This is a genomic window from Stenomitos frigidus ULC18 (genome assembly GCF_003003795.1).
Classification (GTDB): Bacteria; Cyanobacteriota; Cyanobacteriia; order Leptolyngbyales; family Leptolyngbyaceae; genus Stenomitos; species Stenomitos frigidus_A.
Window position 1 is genome coordinate 127,196 of record NZ_PVWK01000142.1, and the last position, 15,737, is coordinate 142,932.

General features: G+C 51.3%; 18 protein-coding genes. 2 read left to right on the forward strand and 16 right to left on the reverse strand.

The window, feature by feature from the left end; translation table 11 throughout:
- Positions 1-13: 13 nt before the first annotated feature.
- The 12 genes from C7B82_RS26700 to C7B82_RS26755 all read right to left on the reverse strand — a co-directional run bounded on the left by C7B82_RS26700 (position 14) and on the right by C7B82_RS26755 (position 9,323).
- Complete coding sequence (locus C7B82_RS26700; protein WP_181357706.1) at positions 14-1,102, reverse strand: DUF3326 domain-containing protein; 1,089 nt, start codon at positions 1,100-1,102, stop codon at positions 14-16.
- A gap of 58 nt (positions 1,103-1,160) precedes the next feature.
- Entirely contained in the window at positions 1,161-1,346 is a 186-nt protein-coding gene (locus C7B82_RS26705; RefSeq protein ID WP_245940109.1) for a hypothetical protein, read from the reverse strand.
- Between the two features lie 6 nt (positions 1,347-1,352).
- On the reverse strand, positions 1,353-1,682 hold the full coding sequence (locus C7B82_RS26710) for a 2Fe-2S iron-sulfur cluster-binding protein (protein WP_106259840.1): 330 nt from the start codon (positions 1,680-1,682) through the stop codon (positions 1,353-1,355).
- Between the two features lie 163 nt (positions 1,683-1,845).
- Positions 1,846-2,796, reverse strand: coding sequence for a F0F1 ATP synthase subunit gamma (locus tag C7B82_RS26715; RefSeq protein ID WP_106259841.1), 951 nt, complete (start codon positions 2,794-2,796; stop codon positions 1,846-1,848).
- A 136-nt stretch (positions 2,797-2,932) separates the two neighbouring features.
- Complete coding sequence (gene atpA, locus C7B82_RS26720; protein ID WP_106259843.1) at positions 2,933-4,447, reverse strand: F0F1 ATP synthase subunit alpha; 1,515 nt, start codon at positions 4,445-4,447, stop codon at positions 2,933-2,935.
- 111 nt (positions 4,448-4,558) lie between these two features.
- On the reverse strand, positions 4,559-5,116 hold the full coding sequence (gene atpH, locus C7B82_RS26725; protein WP_106259844.1) for an ATP synthase F1 subunit delta: 558 nt from the start codon (positions 5,114-5,116) through the stop codon (positions 4,559-4,561).
- Positions 5,113-5,679, reverse strand: a complete 567-nt coding sequence (locus C7B82_RS26730) for a F0F1 ATP synthase subunit B (protein ID WP_106259846.1) — start codon at positions 5,677-5,679, stop codon at positions 5,113-5,115. Before C7B82_RS26730 ends, atpH begins: the two co-directional genes overlap by 4 nt.
- 72 nt (positions 5,680-5,751) lie before the next feature.
- Positions 5,752-6,228, reverse strand: a complete 477-nt coding sequence (locus tag C7B82_RS26735; protein WP_339375212.1) for a F0F1 ATP synthase subunit B' — start codon at positions 6,226-6,228, stop codon at positions 5,752-5,754.
- A gap of 86 nt (positions 6,229-6,314) precedes the next feature.
- Entirely contained in the window at positions 6,315-6,560 is a 246-nt protein-coding gene (gene atpE, locus C7B82_RS26740) for an ATP synthase F0 subunit C (protein WP_106259849.1), read from the reverse strand.
- A 134-nt stretch (positions 6,561-6,694) separates the two neighbouring features.
- Positions 6,695-7,450, reverse strand: a complete 756-nt coding sequence (gene atpB / locus C7B82_RS26745) for a F0F1 ATP synthase subunit A (RefSeq protein WP_106259850.1) — start codon at positions 7,448-7,450, stop codon at positions 6,695-6,697.
- A gap of 68 nt (positions 7,451-7,518) precedes the next feature.
- Complete coding sequence (locus tag C7B82_RS26750) at positions 7,519-7,938, reverse strand: ATP synthase subunit I (protein WP_106259852.1); 420 nt, start codon at positions 7,936-7,938, stop codon at positions 7,519-7,521.
- Between the two features lie 173 nt (positions 7,939-8,111).
- Positions 8,112-9,323, reverse strand: a complete 1,212-nt coding sequence (locus tag C7B82_RS26755) for a class I SAM-dependent methyltransferase (protein WP_106259853.1) — start codon at positions 9,321-9,323, stop codon at positions 8,112-8,114.
- 111 nt (positions 9,324-9,434) lie between these two features.
- Between C7B82_RS26755 and C7B82_RS26760 the strand changes: the two genes are divergently transcribed.
- A complete protein-coding gene (locus C7B82_RS26760) occupies positions 9,435-9,620 on the forward strand; it encodes a 2-oxoisovalerate dehydrogenase E1 subunit beta (RefSeq protein WP_106259855.1) in 186 nt (61 codons plus the stop codon).
- Here C7B82_RS26760 and C7B82_RS26765 read toward each other — a convergent pair.
- On the reverse strand, positions 9,617-10,255 hold the full coding sequence (locus C7B82_RS26765; RefSeq protein WP_106259856.1) for a hypothetical protein: 639 nt from the start codon (positions 10,253-10,255) through the stop codon (positions 9,617-9,619). The genes C7B82_RS26760 and C7B82_RS26765 overlap by 4 nt on opposite strands.
- 381 nt (positions 10,256-10,636) lie before the next feature.
- On the opposite strand from C7B82_RS26765, the gene C7B82_RS26770 reads away from it, so the two are divergent.
- Positions 10,637-13,990: a phycobilisome rod-core linker polypeptide gene (locus C7B82_RS26770; RefSeq protein WP_106259858.1), complete on the forward strand. Its 3,354-nt coding sequence runs from the start codon at positions 10,637-10,639 to the stop codon at positions 13,988-13,990.
- A 535-nt stretch (positions 13,991-14,525) separates the two neighbouring features.
- On the opposite strand, the gene C7B82_RS26775 is transcribed toward C7B82_RS26770, so the two are convergent.
- The 3 genes from C7B82_RS26775 to C7B82_RS26785 form a co-directional block, all read right to left on the reverse strand.
- Positions 14,526-14,765, reverse strand: coding sequence for a hypothetical protein (locus C7B82_RS26775; protein ID WP_106259859.1), 240 nt, complete (start codon positions 14,763-14,765; stop codon positions 14,526-14,528).
- Between the two features lie 169 nt (positions 14,766-14,934).
- Positions 14,935-15,345, reverse strand: a complete 411-nt coding sequence (locus C7B82_RS26780) for a type II toxin-antitoxin system VapC family toxin (protein ID WP_106259861.1) — start codon at positions 15,343-15,345, stop codon at positions 14,935-14,937.
- Positions 15,342-15,665 carry a hypothetical protein gene (locus C7B82_RS26785; RefSeq protein WP_106259863.1) on the reverse strand — a complete coding sequence of 108 codons (324 nt, stop codon included), beginning with the start codon at positions 15,663-15,665 and terminating at the stop codon, positions 15,342-15,344. Before C7B82_RS26785 ends, C7B82_RS26780 begins: the two co-directional genes overlap by 4 nt.
- Between the last annotated feature and the right edge of the window lie 72 nt (positions 15,666-15,737).

Genomic DNA, 15,737 nt, shown 5'->3' on the forward strand with positions numbered 1-15,737 from the left:
TTTTCTTGAGCGCTCATTGATCCAAAGAGGCAAGAGATCCCATTGAAGGTCTCAGTGCCGTGTGACTAATGCCTGCTCGCTGAGTAACCAGTACGCCCAACGCTTCCAGGTAAGAATCGACCTCTATCGCGGCCATCCCCAACGACCGAGGCGATGCTTGCATCGTCGTCTGATTATCCCGTACAGCTATAATACGGGGCGATCGCGCTTCAGATGCCGACGCTGGCTGGCTCAGGCTCAAAACAGCGCTACCACCACAGGCCGTTGCTGGCACCACAACCGCATCCACTTGATCAGCCCAAAGGTCTCCCTGTTGCGGGGTAAACGTGGGGTGCGATCGCACGATAAATTGTGGAGCACGACTTAAACCGACCAAGACGCACGGTAAAAAGGTATGGCCTAATTCCTCAGCTGCCGATCGAGGGGCGACGTGAGGATCGAGCGGCAGCGGTAAAAGAGCAGGTGCATGGGCACAAGGCAGCCGGAATGTGCGCACAACAAGATGGCTAATGACCGCTTCTGCGCCTGCGATCTGGTCTACCCCTTGACCCTGACGGTAGCTTTGGAGTGCGTCGCTACTAAAATCGTCTGGGAAACGGGCAACCACTGCGATCGCTTCTGCACCGGCCTTTTGAATTACGGTTTCAGTTGCTCGCAACAAACTGTCCGGGTTCCGAATGGTGCCCCAGGTTGCACCTGATGAAGCGGTTTGCAGATCGACCGCCAACGGCGCGTCCGTCACAACATACTCAGTGAGATCTAGCCCTAATGTGGCTCTTGCTGCGTCAGCCGCCTGGATGTGTCGCAGCCGCAGCTCTGGTTCAATGCCTTGGTCAAGCACTAAACCCACACGATTTTGGTGGACTGGACGTAAACCCCAAGATCCCGCTGCGAATTGGTCTAGACCATAGCCCTCGACGTATAGAGCGTTAGGGAGCGGCCAATATAACTGCGCGCCATTCAGTACGTTCGGATGGGTAATCAGACAGTCAGCAACCTGGGCGATCGCACGCGCAATCGGCAATGCATCACCTGCATACCCGCCGATCGCGGCTCCCACACCAGTCGGCACAATCAGTACAACGGTAAAAGGGCGTTTCATAGAAAGGATAAAGTCTAAAGGATTAAGGCTAAATAGAAAACGTTTGATCCTTTAGCTTTTATCCTTCAGCCTTTCTAGTGACGATCGCTTCAACAATCGCTTTTTGCTCTGCCGTATTGACTTCGGTGATCGCCCAACGTAACGGTTCACCGTGCTTCTGCAGTTCCGCTTCGATCGATCGTTGCATAACAAACGGTGACTTCTGGAGAGCGACCTCGGTGGTGATGAACTGAGTGATCAGCACGTGCCGTTACTTCTTTTGCTGAAACTGGCCAAATTGCAGATGATAAACCGTGTCTTCTTTCTCAGTCTCAACTTTCAGATCCGAACGTGGATAGGCAACGCAGAGCAAGGCATACCCTTGCTCCCTCAACTCTGGGCTAACACCCATAGCATCTGGCTGCTCGATCGTGCCTTCAACCACCTGAGCCGCACAGGTGGTACAAATGCCAGCGTTGCAAGAGTTCGGGAGATCCAACCCTGATGCCTGAGCAACCGCCAGAATGGTCTGGTCGTCTGGCACTTGAAGGGTGTGCGTACTACCCTGATGATGGATTTCAACGGTGTAAAGTTGGGACATGTGCTAAAAATCCAAGAAAACATCGTAGGGACGTTACAGGTAACGTCCCTACGGACGTAAACAACGCTTTGAAATACGACCGATTACTTACCTATTGTTGGGGCTTTGCCACCAAAGATGACCGGGAACCCAACGCAGAGAATACTGATACTCGATGACCGTTTTAACGCTGAGCCTCAGCACCACCGACCACTTCCAGAATCTCCTGGGTGATGGCAGCCTGACGCGCTTTGTTGTAGCCTCGCGTTAGGGTATTAATCAGTTCCTTGGCGTTGTCGCTGGCGTTGCTCATGGCAGTCATCCGAGCCGCAAGTTCGCTGGCAGCAGATTCTTGCAAGGCTCGCAGCAATTGGTTATTCAAATACAACGGCAAGAGTGCATCCAGAATTTGAACCGGATCTTGCTCAAAAATCATATCCTGAGGAAACGTTTGAGGCGCAGAAGCCGTCACTTTCTCCCGTTCTACCTGGAATTGCCCACCCCGTGACGTCAGCCGGAAGATTTCATCATCTGCTGCCTCCAACCCTTGAGGGTCAAGCGGCAGCAAGGTCTGAATGACGGGACGAGAGCTAATGAGCGAGACAAAACGGGTGTACACCAACTCAACGCGATCAACCGTTTCCGAAAGAAAGAGAGCGAGTAACTGATCGGCAATCTGCGACGCTTCAGAAGCGGTCGGAATCTGCTCCAGGTTCACGAAGGTTTCCGCGATCGGCTGTTCACGACGCTGGAAATACTGCGTGGCTTTACGACCGACCAACACGAAGCGATAGTTAACACCTTCGGCTTGCAGTTCCTTGGCTCGCGTTTCGGCTCGGCGAATCACGTTGGAATTGTAAGCACCGCATAAGCCTCGATCACCCGAAATCACCAGGATGCCGACGGTTTTAACCGTGCGGCGGCTCAGTAGCGGCAGGTTCGCCTCCTCAAACCGCAGGCGAGTTTGCAATCCGTAGAGGACTTGTGCCAGACGGTCAGCAAACGGACGGGTCGCAATCACTTGCTCTTGAGCACGACGCACTTTGGCAGCAGCAACCAGTCGCATCGCCTCAGTGATTTTTTTGGTGTTCTTGACCGACTTAATGCGATCGCGAATGCTTTTAAGGTTTGCCATATCAGGGTGAGGGGTGAGGGGTAAGGGGTGAGGAGTACGTCACCAGATCAAAGCTAAAGCAGTCAATGTAAGCAGCGGGATGAAAAGAGGGATAAGGGCGCGTTACACCTCTCTCCTCACCCCTCTCTCCTCACCTCTACGCAGCTGCGAAGGTCTTTTTGTATTCAGCGATCGCGCCCTTCAAAAGATCTTCGGCTTCGGGGGTTAGCTGCTTCTCAGTACGAACAATGTCGCCATACTTCGAGACGCTATTTTTCAGGTGCTCACGCAAGCCCTTGAGGAACGCAACCACTTTGTCAACGGGGATATCATCCAAGTAGCCATTGATGCCAGAGTAGATGGATGCTACCTGCTCAGCCACCGACAATGGTGAGTATTGAGGCTGCTTCAGAATTTCGCGCAGACGCTGACCACGTGCCAGTTGGTTTTGCGTGGCTTTGTCTAGGTCAGACGCAAACTGGGCGAACGCTTGCAGGTCGTCGTACTGCGCCAACTCTAGCTTCACCTTACCAGCGACTTTCTTCATTGCCTTGGTTTGTGCTGCCGAACCCACCCGTGACACCGAAATACCTGCGTTCACAGCAGGACGTAGACCAGAGTTGAACAGGTCAGACGACAAGAAGATTTGTCCATCCGTAATCGAAATCACGTTAGTTGGAATATACGCCGAGACGTCACCCGCCTGGGTTTCAATGATGGGAAGCGCCGTCATGCTGCCTTCGCCCAGTTCAGGGCTGAGTTTAGCGGCACGCTCTAGCAAACGCGAGTGAGCGTAGAACACATCGCCAGGATATGCCTCACGACCGGGCGGACGGCGCAGCAGCAGAGACATCTGACGATATGCCTGTGCCTGCTTGGAAAGATCATCGTAAATGACCAGGGTGTGCTTGCCCTTGTACATAAAGTACTCTGCCAAGGCAGCGCCTGTGTAAGGTGCAAAATATTGTAAGGTCGCAGGGTCGTTAGCGAACGCAGCGACGACGATCGTGTAATCGAGCGCTCCCTTTTCGCGGAGTACGCTGACGATATTGGCGACAGTTGAAGCTTTTTGCCCGATCGCGACATATACGCAAATGACATCCTCACCCTGCTGGTTCAGGATGGTATCGATCGCCACCGAGGTCTTACCCGTCTGACGGTCACCAATGATCAACTCACGCTGTCCACGACCGATGGGAATCATGGAGTCGATTGCCGTAATTCCAGTCTGCATGGGCTCATAAACCGATTTCCGCTCAATGATGCCAGGTGCAGGCGATTCAATCAAACGGGTTTCGGTGGTGTGAATGTCGCCCTTACCGTCAATGGGACGAGCCAGCGCATCCACTACGCGTCCGAGCATGGCTTCACCCACCGGAATTTGAGCGATTCTGCCAGTCGATGTGACCGAGCTACCTTCCTGAATGCTGAGACCGTCACTCATCAACACGACGCCGACGTTATCTTCTTCAAGGTTCAGCGCCATGCCGACAGAGCCGTCTTCAAACTCTACAAGCTCACCCGCCATCGCCTTGTCTAGGCCGTAGACGCGGGCGATACCATCACCCACTTGCAAGACGGTGCCAACGTTCGACACATTAACCTTTTGGTCGTACTGCTCAATTTGCTGGCGAATAATGCTGCTAATTTCGTCTGGTCGAATGCTTACCATAGGGTTGCTCTTTGTAAGAAGGATAAGGAGTGAGGGAAGTTGATGGTTTTTGGTTGTTAGTTTTAAGTTGGTAGTGCTCAAACCAAAAACTAACAACTAATGGCTAAAAACTTAAGTGGCGCTGCCGAGTTTTAACGAAATCCGTCGAAGCTGTCCGCGTAGGCTGGCATCAATGATTTGGGAGCCAACTTTGATAATGACGCCGCCGATCAAATCGGGATCGATCGTGGTCTCCAGATCAACCTGGCGCGCACCTGTGAGAGCAACGACTCTGTCGCGTACCGTCTGCTGCTGCCCTTCATTAAGTTCAACTGCAGAGATGACTTCAGCCAAAGCCGTTTGATTCAGTTCGCGTAGCAAGGCTTGATACTGCCTGAGAATGCCGCTCAAAAAGGCTACACGGCGATGGTCAACAATGAGCAGCAAGAAATTACGCACGTGGGGATGCACTTGATCGCCCAAAACTTGCTGCAAAACGGCCTTCTTGGCATCCAAATCGATGACGGGGCTTGCCAAAAACTGGTCTAGATCAGGTGATTCTTTGAGGAGATTCAAAATGCTGGCAGCATCTTCACCAAAACGATCGCTCAAGTCTTCAGACTTTGCCAGAGACATCAATGCTTGTGCATAGGGGGCAGAAATTTCACTGGTAATGACGCTATCGTTCACTGGTCGCCTCCTACTAGCATGGCAATACTGCGATCGATCAACTGTTGCTGCACCGAATCATTCAGCCGAGACGGCAATTCTGCTTCGACTCGCTGGATGGCGAGTGCTGCCACCCGTTGACGCAGCTCGGTGATCACTCGGGCCTGGTCAGCGCTGAGATCCTGACTGGCTGCTTCACGCATGCGCTGAATATCTTGCTCTGCTTTTGCCACGATTTCAGCTTTAGCCGCTTTAGCCGCTTCTTGAGCAGACGCCCGAATGGTTTCCGCTTCTCCCTGTGCCTGTGCCAGCTTTTGTTGCTGTTCTGCCAGAGCACTGACCGCCTGCTTCTTACGCTGCTCAGCTTCTTTGATTGCGGTTTCAATTGCAGAGCGACGATCGCCCAGCGTTTTGGTCAGAAAGCCGCGACCGAAGTAAATGAGAACACCAATCACGATCGCCAGGTTGATCAGGTTCGTTTCGAGAATGTCAAAATTGATGCCAAACCCGCCCGTTTCAGCTGATTCTGCCGCTTCTGCGGCGAGTACATTGGCACCGATCGCCAACTTTAAGAGCATTTCCATAGTGCTAGATCCAAAACGGTTGGAGTTGATGGATGTTCGTTTAGAAAGGGTTTAAAGAGTCACAATCCACAACTAAGAACTGACTAAAAGTTTGTCTAAAATCTGATGGCTCAGCGACTCGACCTGCTGTTCCAGGGTTTGCATGGCTTCTTGCTTCTGCTGGTCAAGTTCGCGCTGCACCTGCTCTCGTTGGGCTTGAGCCTCCTGCTGTGCAGCCGCAATCTGCTGATCAGCAAGCGCTTGCGCTTCGGCCTGCGCAGTGGCGATCGTTTGTTGGTATTGCTTGCGAGTTGTCGCCAATTCTTGCTCGTACTGCGTCGCTAGATGCTCAGCTTTTGCCAGTCGTTCACGTGCTTCCGTTTCGTTCGTGCGAATGTAATCGCTGCGGTCTTCGATTGCTTTTGTCAACGGCTTATAGAACACCGCATTCAAAAGGACAACCAGGAGAAGGAACTGAACTGCCATCAGCGGCAGAGTGGCATCAAAATCAAACATTGTCTTGGGGTTGAGTGGAGATTTTTCCTTACTTGGCAATGGGTAATTGGTCATTGGCAATGGATTGAAATCGCTTACCGTTGACCAATTACCGATCACCCAATGGCTGTAAACCGCTTTTATTGCTTGAGCGAGAGCGCTTAAGCGAACGGATTAGCAAACAGAAGCACCAGCGCGATCACCAAACCGTAGATGGTGAGGGACTCCATGAACGCCAGGGTCAGCAGAAGCGTACCGCGAATTTTGCCTTCTGCTTCGGGTTGACGCGCAATCCCTTCGACTGCCGAGCCAGAGGCATTACCCTGACCGATACCAGGACCGATCGCGGCTAGACCAATCGCCAGAGCAGCAGCCAGAACAGATGCAGCTTGAACTAATGGATCCATGATGTCTTTTCCTTTAGATAGTAAACAAATCGAACGGGGTAGAGCTTTCAGCTTGCGCCCACCATGACAGTCATGGGTGATTCAACCTCAGTCTCTCACCCAACAGCGAGCAAGCTGAAAGTTAAAAGCGAAATCTAGGCGTGCTCCTCGTGCTCGTCTCCATGACCCTCAAGTGCTTCATGTATGTAAGCACCCGCAAGCGTCGCAAAGACCAGCGCCTGAATCGCACTCGTAAACAAGCCCAACAGCATGACGGGCAAGGGCACAAACAACGGCACCAGCAGCACCAACACTGCTACGACTAACTCGTCTGCCAGGATGTTACCGAACAGACGGAAGCTAAGCGAGAGCGGTTTGGTAAAATCTTCCAAAATCGCGATCGGCAGCAGGATGGGCGTTGGTTGTACATACTTGGCAAAGTAGCCCAACCCTTTCCGGCTGAAACCAGCGTAAAAATACGCCAGAGAGACTAACAGTGCCAGCGCCACCGTTGTATTAATGTCGTTGGTTGGAGCGGCGAGTTCACCTTCAGGTAGCTTAATCAGCTTCCAGGGAACCAGTGCACCCGACCAATTGGAGACAAAAATGAATAAAAAGAGCGTGCCAATGAAGGGCACCCAGGGGCGATATTCCTTTTCGCCAAGCTGACTCTTGGCAAGGTCGCGCACAAATTCCAACGCATATTCCATCAGGTTTTGAATTCCTTTGGGAACACGTTGGATGTTGCGCGTCGCCGCGATCGAGGCAATCAGCAAGACCCCAATCACAATCCACGAAACCAGGAAAACCTGTCCATGAATTTTGAGGTTGCCAATCTGCCAGTAAAGGTGGTGCCCCACTTCGAGACTAGCAAGCGGAAAAGCGTTAAGCGTTGGGAGAAAACTTAGCATTAGACTTTGAGCGGTTTTCCCAAATTAAGGGGTTATTACAAAGGGCAAAATGCTTCAGACCCGATCGACTAGCGAGAGTCAGGCAGTAGCAAGAGGCGCAGGGTGTAAACAATGAGCGTTGCCTTGTAGGTCAGAAAACCTAAAAAGATTGGTAGTACCTCTAGCTGATTCCATTGAGTTGCTACTATAATCAGCCCAATAAAAATCGCAAGCTGGGACTTACCGACCTGGCTCTTTTCCTTGCCAAGTTGCTCAACGTTTCTAGCCAACACTTTCAAGTAAACCACACCTGTGCACGCTCCAAGTAAATAATTCAGAGCAATGTTGACGGGGTAGAAAGCCCAAACAGTGATGAAAATTATCCCTGTCAGAACCAGCGTCGTGACCAACAACTCTTTCTGAAGCTGGTAGTACTCCTGCATAGAAGCAGTTAACTCCACTGGGAGCTCGCTGGGTATAGAGGACGTCCCCGTTTCAGGTGTTTGCATAAATCAAAGTCGTCGCCTGTTACTAAAGCCGTATGTGCGTCACAAAAGAACTCAACGATCGCAAGATTCTGTCAAAGAAGCTCTGTAATTGATGAGCCCCAGGCACCCATAGACTGACCTGAGAACGATGTCATCATATCACGCAGAGAGTAATAATACTTAATGACGTGACGTTAAGCTGGGGTTAAAAGAATTAAGCGTTGTTCCCAGAGTGAGCGCACTTGAGCTAGGTCAACGCCAACGTCAGAAAGCAATGCACGCACGGTTTTACGGTGTGATGACGTCAATGTAGGCGTGTTCGCATCGCAGGCTTTAAGAAGCGCAAAGGCCTCTTCACTCAAATTCACAATTTGATAGTCTTCGTTGAATAAACAGCGGCTTTCCCACCCGTCCATGCAGGGGTTGCGATCGGGGATCGCGCTCAGCAATGCCTCATCGGAGTACCAGTCGTTTTTGGGTAAGGGTGAACGACCCAGGAAAAACTCGTAGTGAGTAATCGCACTGGGGTTGAGCAATTCGATCAACCGATAGCGCTGGCGATCGCTCAGTCCTTCCGTTCGCTTCATTAACTCCGGTGCTTTGTCTAGTAATGCTTCCAGCGACCAATTACGTGGATTGGAGAAGCCAAGAAACTCCAGCCCAGACGTTTCAATGAGATCAAAAAGGGTGTCGATCGTGTAGTCAATCTCTTGAGGATGAACGTACATATCGGCAAAGTTTTCGTCACGCTGGTTTTCTAGCGACCAACGCTCTTTCTCTCGCTGTACGAGTCGATTGTCTTCGGGCAGTGCTGCAAAAATCTGACGCCCAACTTTTACCCCATCTTTATAGTCACCACGCCGATCGCCCTGGAGAAGCGCGATCGCCTCTTGCATTAACGTAATTTCCCAGCGTCCCAAGGCGGCATAGACAAAGATGTGCATAATGCCACCCGGAGCCAGCTTTGCCGCCAAGGACTGAATGCCCCGAATCGGGTCAGGAAGGTGATGCAGTACGCCAACGGAGTTAATCAGGTCAAACTCACCGGGAAGCTGGTCAGCATCGTAAAGACTCAGGTGGTGAAACTCGACGCGATCGGCTCCTGATCGCTGGCAACGCTCTTTCGCAACGGCTAAGGCTCCTGCACTGAGATCGATCGCCGTAATCTGCGCCTTGGGATTTAGATGCACTAAATATTCTGTACCCACACCTGTCCCGCAGCCTGCATCCAGAATGCGCGGATCATCCTTCTCAGGTTTTCGTCCTGTACAAAAACTGTACGCGGCTAGCCAATTCCAGCGCCAGTTGTAGCCAGGAGGTGGCTCGTCTAGTAACGGTTCGGGGGGAAACGGATAGGTGTCGTAGAGTTTGGCGACAGCAGCACTAACGGCTTGAGAATCTGGCATGGCACACACTATTGCAGCGATCTTGAGTGTACCGAATAGAGTAGCGCTTACCTGCTTATGATTATGGCAGGAGTGCATAAGCGCTCGACGCTTTTCCCAGTAAAGATAGCCATGACAGAAATTATTTTTTTGGTGGAAGACGATCCAGACGGTGGTTACGTTGCGAGAGCGATCGGGGAATCTATTTTTACGCAAGCTGAAAGCATCAAAGAATTAGAAGCACTGGTAAGAGATGCCGTTCAGTGCCATTATCCCGACCAACAACGCTGCTCTAACATGATTCGTCTAGTTCTCTAATCCCAATACAAATGGAGAGCCTGCTTCTGCTGAAGACAATCTGCCAACGTTTGAATATTTCCTTGTGGCACGCCGTTTTCATCTGCTTCAATTTCACCGCGATCGGCTAGTTCGCCTAACCACTCGTTCTCAGTCTCAAAAGCAATGCGGTTGATTAGTTCTGCAAACATTTCCGCTTGTTGTCGAGTAATCGGTTCTAAGAAAGCAGCGTTAAGGCTTGCAGTACCAGCATAAAGAATCTCAAACGGGCAATGATGATAGATTTCTGCCAACGTATCCTGCACTTCTCGAAGAGCATCTTCTTCCCTGTCCCAGCTATTGTGTGTGCCGACACGCTCACAAGCAGGAATTGCCAGTGCGGGCATTTGGGGAATGGCGAAGAGACTACCCGTACCATTTATCCACAGCCGAATATCGCGTCCATGACATAAACGCCACGCTTGCTCAACGCTATCCCTGTTTGCCTTCGTCTTTAAGTGAGCAGCAAACACATCGGACTCTTTGAAGGCACCCTCTTTTAACCTGCCTTTTTGCCATCCTTGCCAACTTTGTCCATTCACAGTAAGAGTGACAGGGTGAAGGTCATCATCACCTAAAATTGAGCGCACAAAGGATTCGGTATTTTCAGGGGTCATGCCGTCTAGGGTTGTACAAGGTTTAAACAACGTGCAGTATGCGTTCCATTCACCGAAATCGATCGAGCCACAGACTACCGTTTCTGCACTCGACGAAGATTTGTAACAAAACGTTTGTGCCTTCTCAGGAGCGTTACCTCCATCCCCTATGATCGGACGATACAGTGAGCGATCGCGTCTACATACTTTTTAATCAACGAGTCTTGAGGCTCGAATCGTTCTAACCTAAATATTGAACTGGTAGACCCTGTGCCGTCATTAGATTCGAGCCCTAACTAGATGCTTTTTCCTTAAAAGGCAAGGGCTTTGGGATGGTTGCCAGGTGCCGCTCTGGTCAGATTTAACACAGTCACGATCCGTTAAAGGGAGCTTTTGAAATCAATGAGTGTTAAAGCAAGTGGTGGAAGCTCGGTCGCCCGTCCGAACCTTTATCAAACTGTCCCGGTTGCAACGATCTCCCAGGCTGAACAGCAGGATCGTTTCTTGGGTCGCGGTGAATTGGACGAGTTGGCTCGTTATTTCAGTTCCGGAGCAACGCGCCTCGAAATCGCTGAAACGCTGACTCAAAATTCTGAAATCATTGTGTCGCGTGCTGCTAACCGCATTTTTGTTGGCGGTTCACCGATGGCGTTTTTGGAAAAACCCCAGGAAGAGCCTGCCCTGGTAGCAGCTGGTGGTGGTGCGATGAGTACCAGTGAATCGATGAAGCTAGGTACTGCGACGTACGTGGGCTCTGGTGGTGGCTTTTTGGATGGAATTAAATCGCTCTTCAGTGTCAGCGGTGGTGCCACTCCAGCGAGCTTCCGTCCGATTAACGTGGCGCGTTATGGCCCCAGCAACATGGCGAAGTCCCTGCGGGATTTGAGCTGGTTCTTGCGCTATGTGACTTACGCGATCGTGGCGGGAGATCCAAATATTATTGCTGTCAATACTCGCGGGCTGCGGGAAATCATTGAACGCGCCTGCTCTGGTGATGCGACGATCGTGGCGCTACAAGAAATGAAGTCGGCTAGTCTCGGCTATTTCCGTCGTGGTGAAGCATCGGCGACGATTGTGGCGGAATATTTCGATGTCTTAATCACCGAGTTTAAAGCACCGACCCCATCGACTAAGCTGCGCCAGCGCTCCGCTACTGATTTGCAAGGTTTGGCACTGCCCCAAATCTACTTCAACGCCTCAGAGCGTCGTCCTAAATTCGTGATGAAGCCGGGGCTCTCAGCGTCTGAGAAAAATGATGTGGTCAAAGCAGCCTATCGGCAGGTGTTTGAGCGCGATATTACCCGTGCTTATTCCCTCAGCATTTCGGACTTGTCTTCAAAGGTGAAGAATGGCGAGATCTCCATGAAGGAGTTCATGCGTTGCCTCGCCAAGTCTCCGCTGTACCGCAAAAACTTCTACGAACCTTACATCAACAGCCGAGCGTTGGAGCTGGCTTTCCGCCATATTTTGGGGCGTGGTCCCAGTTCGCGCGAAGAAGTGCAAATCTACTTCTCGATCGTCTCTAAAGGTGGTTTACCCGCACTCGTTGATGCGCTGGTTGATTCTAAAGAGTACGCGGACTACTTTGGTGAAGAGACGGTGCCCTATCTGCGCGGTTTGGGTCAAGAAGCGCAAGAATGCCGCAACTGGGGACCGCAGCAAGATCTGTTTAACTACAGCGCGCCGTTCCGCAAGATTCCTCAATTCCTTGTCACCTTTGCGAACTACGATCGCCCTCTGCCCGACCAGCATGTCTACGGCTCTGGCAACGATCCACTGGAAATCCAGTTTGGTGCGATCTTCCCGAAAGAGACCAAAAACCCCAGCGCCAGCCCAGCACCGTTTGGCAAAGACACCCGCCGGATTTTAATCAACCAGGGCGCAGGCATCAACAACCAGCTCAGCAATCCTGGTGCACGCGGCGTGGCTCCCGGTTCACTGGGTCCCAAAGTGTTCAAACTTGATCAACTGCCCAGCTATGTCAGCGGCAGTGGCAAAGGTCGGCGCAAAACCAACACCCAGGGTATTAGCACCAAGTTCTCTGAGAGCTCTACGCAGGCAGTGATTAATGCTGCTTATTTGCAAGTATTTGGGCGTGCTGTTTACGACGGTCAACGCTTGAAGGTGGATGAAATCAAGCTGGAAAATGGCGAAATCACCCTCCGCGAGTTTGTGCGTCGCTTGGCGAAATCCAACTTGTTCCGATCGCTTTACTGGACGCCGCTGTATGTGACGAAGGCAGTCGAATACATCCATCGTCGCTTGCTGGGTCGCCCCACGTACGGCCGCCAGGAAATCAACAGCTACTTTGATATCTGTGCCAAGAAGGGTTTCTATGCACTCATTGATGCGTTGATCGATAGTAAGGAATACAGCGATGCCTTCAATGAAGACACGGTGCCTTACGAACGCTATGTAACCCCCGCTGGCTTATCACAGCGCAATGCTCGTCTTGGCAGCCTGGGAGAGAAAGGCGGTCGAGTCGATAAAGAAGAAACACCTCGCTTTATCGAATTGGGTACTGTTACAGAAAACCGTTCCGCTCCTAGCATTGAGTTCCGTGCAAATCAGGGCGTTAGCAAGAAGCGTGAGCAAACAAAAATCTTCAAGCTGACCGGGCTAGAAGACAAGATGACGCTTACGATTCTGATTGGTGCTGCCTACCGTCAAGTGTTTGAGCGCGACATTGCCCCCTATATCCTCGAGAACGAATTTTCGGTGCTGGAGAGCAAGCTAAGCAATGGCGAAATCAATCTCAAAGAGTTCATTGAGGGCTTGGGTTGCTCCAGCCTTTACATCAAGGAGTTCTACACGCCCTACCCCAACACGAAAGTGATTGAACTGGGTACCAAGCACTTCCTGGGTCGTGCACCGTTGGATCAGGCAGAAATCCGCAAGTACAACCAGCTGTTGGCAACAAACGGCCTCAAAGCCTTTATCGGTGCCCTGGTAAACGGAGCTGAATATGCTCACGCATTCGGTGAAGACACCGTTCCGTACAATCGTTTCCTGACGTTGCCTGCTGCGAACTACCCGAATACCCAAACGTTGTACAACACGCTGACGAAGCAAAACAAAGAGCTGGTTGTACCAAGCTTTGAAACTGTTAAGTCGCGTTTGGATAATTCAACGCTGCCTTTGAGCAGTAAGGCTTTGGCCGATATGGCGACTCAGGCGAAACAAACGGAACTAAACAAGCAACAGTTGGTTGGCTTGGGCCGCTCTAGCAATGCCGATGCTCTGTCGATCGAGTCCAGTGTAGAGGCAACTCATCGCAAACCTGCCCGCATCTACCGCCTGCACTCCAGCATGTCTCAGGCTGAGATGGCGCTGGTCGTGAACGCGCTCTATGGTCAGGTGATGGACATCTCTGGCGAACAGATGCCAGAGGAGGATCGTCACGCGGAGCTAGAACGCCAGCTCTACAGCCGCGTACTCTCTGTGCGGGAGTTTGTACGGACGCTGGCCAGCTCTGGCAGCTACAGCCATCGCTTCTGTCTGGCTTATCCCCAGCCTAAAGTGGTTGAACTGTTGTTCCGTCACTTGCTGGGTCGTGCGCCTGCCACTCAGGATGAACGCGAGCAGTACGAGCAGTTGCTGGCGACCGGTGGGCTGAAGGCAACAGTTGACGCGATCGTCGATAGTGCGGAATACAGTCGCTACTTTGGCGAAGATGTGGTGCCTTACAAGCGCGTCTCCGCACTAGCCGTAAATGACCTTGATAGCGTGAAGGTAGAAGCAGATCTGGTGAAATAAGCTTGTTCTGCTTGGTCACTGCCGGGTCGTTAATCAGTTTAGTTGGTTAAACATACCTGACGTTCTCCCTCGATCGAGCCTTCGATCGGGGGATTTCTTTTAGTTCAGGATATTGGGGATGACCTGGGGCAGTTAACGCAACTTACAACGGAGAGAGCAGATGGAACCATTGAATGGTGTAGACATGGTTTTAGGAGGATTAGCGATCGCCATTTTTGCGAGTGGGCTTTTGATGCTGGTGTTGGGAGCCTGGTCTGCAAGGGATAAATGAACCGATGGCTCTTTAGTATTCATACCGTGTTGCGAGGGTAGTTTTGCTAACTGCGACGACCAGTCATTGGGCGTATGGGTCTGTAATTCAGCACTCCAACGATGATCGTATTACATCGATTTCAAGATGAGACTTAGGACTGACGCAAACCTTGGAGGTTTTAACCGGAAATCAACCATCGCCAGAGATGTTAGACCTCCGAGGTTTTGAAAACCTCGGAGGTCTTGCCTAGCTCTAAAATAAAGGGTGGGCATTGCTTGATGCTCATGACTCCGCGATGATGCGGGCGTTGATCAGGGTAAAGATGCGATCGAGTTCGGTGATGCCTGCCAATTCAGCTTCTTCTTGCGCGGTCAGGGTGTTGGCTTTTTGTTGGTCGATGAGGGCTTCGAGGCGAGCTTGCAGTTCATCGGTAAACTTGAACAGGTTGAGCCCACGAATGGTCTGAATCGTGACACCCGCTTCAACCCAGGAGGAGGGTTGTACCATTGTTTGAGTAATCATACCTGTTCACTCAGCAGCTAACTATTTTTATCTTATCGTTCTTGCTTCATCTGGCTGCTATCGTCCATCACTGACGCAAACCTCGGAGGTTTAAGCCACCAATCCAGCCGTGACCAACGTGGTGCCTGAAATCTCCGATGTGTTGGTCAATATGCTTAAGTTCTATGACTCATCTCAAGAGAGCAATGAAACCCGCTTGTTCAAAATGCTTGTCGTGGGTCAGCGCTTCCAGAAGCTTTTGTTGCTGCATGGTGAGAAACGAGGCACAGTCGGTATGGCTCCACGCTTGATCAAGGCGTTCTTCGTAAAACGTCAGCGCGTTGTTGAATAATTCACTGGTTTGAGGCACAACCTCGATCGCGGAGTCAGTTCTGATATCTTGCATCAGAGCAACTGTTGTTTTTCTCAGACCTAATCCCTTCCTGGAGAACGAGTTTAAGACTTCAGTTAAGACCATTTCACTGGTAACAAGCTTGAGCGGTGCTAGAGAAGCAGAAACGACTGCTGCGTGGTGATGCAAATCATCGGCTGGGTTGACCAGGGCAATCCAGTAACCTGCATCCGCAAAGATGGTTCTCATTCGTCCTCTTTCGGTGAGCCGTACAGATAGTGATCCACGTTCTTCGACAAATCTTTGGGTAGTTTCGCCCACTCTTCGGGAGGCACCTGCGCTGAAATTTCCGCTACTCGTTCCCAAATGGGGCGCTTGTGAGATGGTTGGTTTTCTGCCAAAGATTGACTACTGATGATAGGTGGCTGAGTCTGCTCAGGTATTGGGCTGGCTAAGTCAGTCAGCAGCACAATGATTCTGACCCGACCGGGATGAGCCACCGGCAGCGGCTGATCCAACGCGAGTTGTCCGTAGGCATCGATCGTTCCAGTGGCTTCAATCGCTTGCATGAGTCTAAAACAGATGGAGTCTGACGAAATTTTAACAGGAGGGCAAGGCTGAAGTGTGGGAAGCTGAGGTGT

What these genes read in the sequence shown, in the direction of transcription:
- C7B82_RS26775 (WP_106259859.1), bottom strand. Translation starts at nt 14,765, where the DNA reads ATGATTACTCAAACAATGGTACAACCCTCCTCCTGGGTTGAAGCGGGT.
- atpB (WP_106259850.1), bottom strand. Translation starts at nt 7,450, where the DNA reads ATGCTAAGTTTTCTCCCAACGCTTAACGCTTTTCCGCTTGCTAGTCTC.
- C7B82_RS26755 (WP_106259853.1), bottom strand. Translation starts at nt 9,323, where the DNA reads ATGCCAGATTCTCAAGCCGTTAGTGCTGCTGTCGCCAAACTCTACGAC.
- C7B82_RS26710 (WP_106259840.1), bottom strand. Translation starts at nt 1,682, where the DNA reads ATGTCCCAACTTTACACCGTTGAAATCCATCATCAGGGTAGTACGCAC.
- C7B82_RS26700 (WP_181357706.1), bottom strand. Translation starts at nt 1,102, where the DNA reads ATGAAACGCCCTTTTACCGTTGTACTGATTGTGCCGACTGGTGTGGGA.
- C7B82_RS26780 (WP_106259861.1), bottom strand. Translation starts at nt 15,345, where the DNA reads ATGAGAACCATCTTTGCGGATGCAGGTTACTGGATTGCCCTGGTCAAC.
- C7B82_RS26770 (WP_106259858.1), top strand. Translation starts at nt 10,637, where the DNA reads ATGAGTGTTAAAGCAAGTGGTGGAAGCTCGGTCGCCCGTCCGAACCTT.
- C7B82_RS26760 (WP_106259855.1), top strand. Translation starts at nt 9,435, where the DNA reads ATGACAGAAATTATTTTTTTGGTGGAAGACGATCCAGACGGTGGTTAC.
- atpE (WP_106259849.1), bottom strand. Translation starts at nt 6,560, where the DNA reads ATGGATCCATTAGTTCAAGCTGCATCTGTTCTGGCTGCTGCTCTGGCG.
- C7B82_RS26715 (WP_106259841.1), bottom strand. Translation starts at nt 2,796, where the DNA reads ATGGCAAACCTTAAAAGCATTCGCGATCGCATTAAGTCGGTCAAGAAC.
- atpA (WP_106259843.1), bottom strand. Translation starts at nt 4,447, where the DNA reads ATGGTAAGCATTCGACCAGACGAAATTAGCAGCATTATTCGCCAGCAA.
- C7B82_RS26750 (WP_106259852.1), bottom strand. Translation starts at nt 7,938, where the DNA reads ATGCAAACACCTGAAACGGGGACGTCCTCTATACCCAGCGAGCTCCCA.
- C7B82_RS26765 (WP_106259856.1), bottom strand. Translation starts at nt 10,255, where the DNA reads ATGACCCCTGAAAATACCGAATCCTTTGTGCGCTCAATTTTAGGTGAT.
- C7B82_RS26735 (WP_339375212.1), bottom strand. Translation starts at nt 6,228, where the DNA reads ATGACCAATTACCCATTGCCAAGTAAGGAAAAATCTCCACTCAACCCC.
- C7B82_RS26730 (WP_106259846.1), bottom strand. Translation starts at nt 5,679, where the DNA reads ATGGAAATGCTCTTAAAGTTGGCGATCGGTGCCAATGTACTCGCCGCA.
- C7B82_RS26785 (WP_106259863.1), bottom strand. Translation starts at nt 15,665, where the DNA reads ATGCAAGCGATTGAAGCCACTGGAACGATCGATGCCTACGGACAACTC.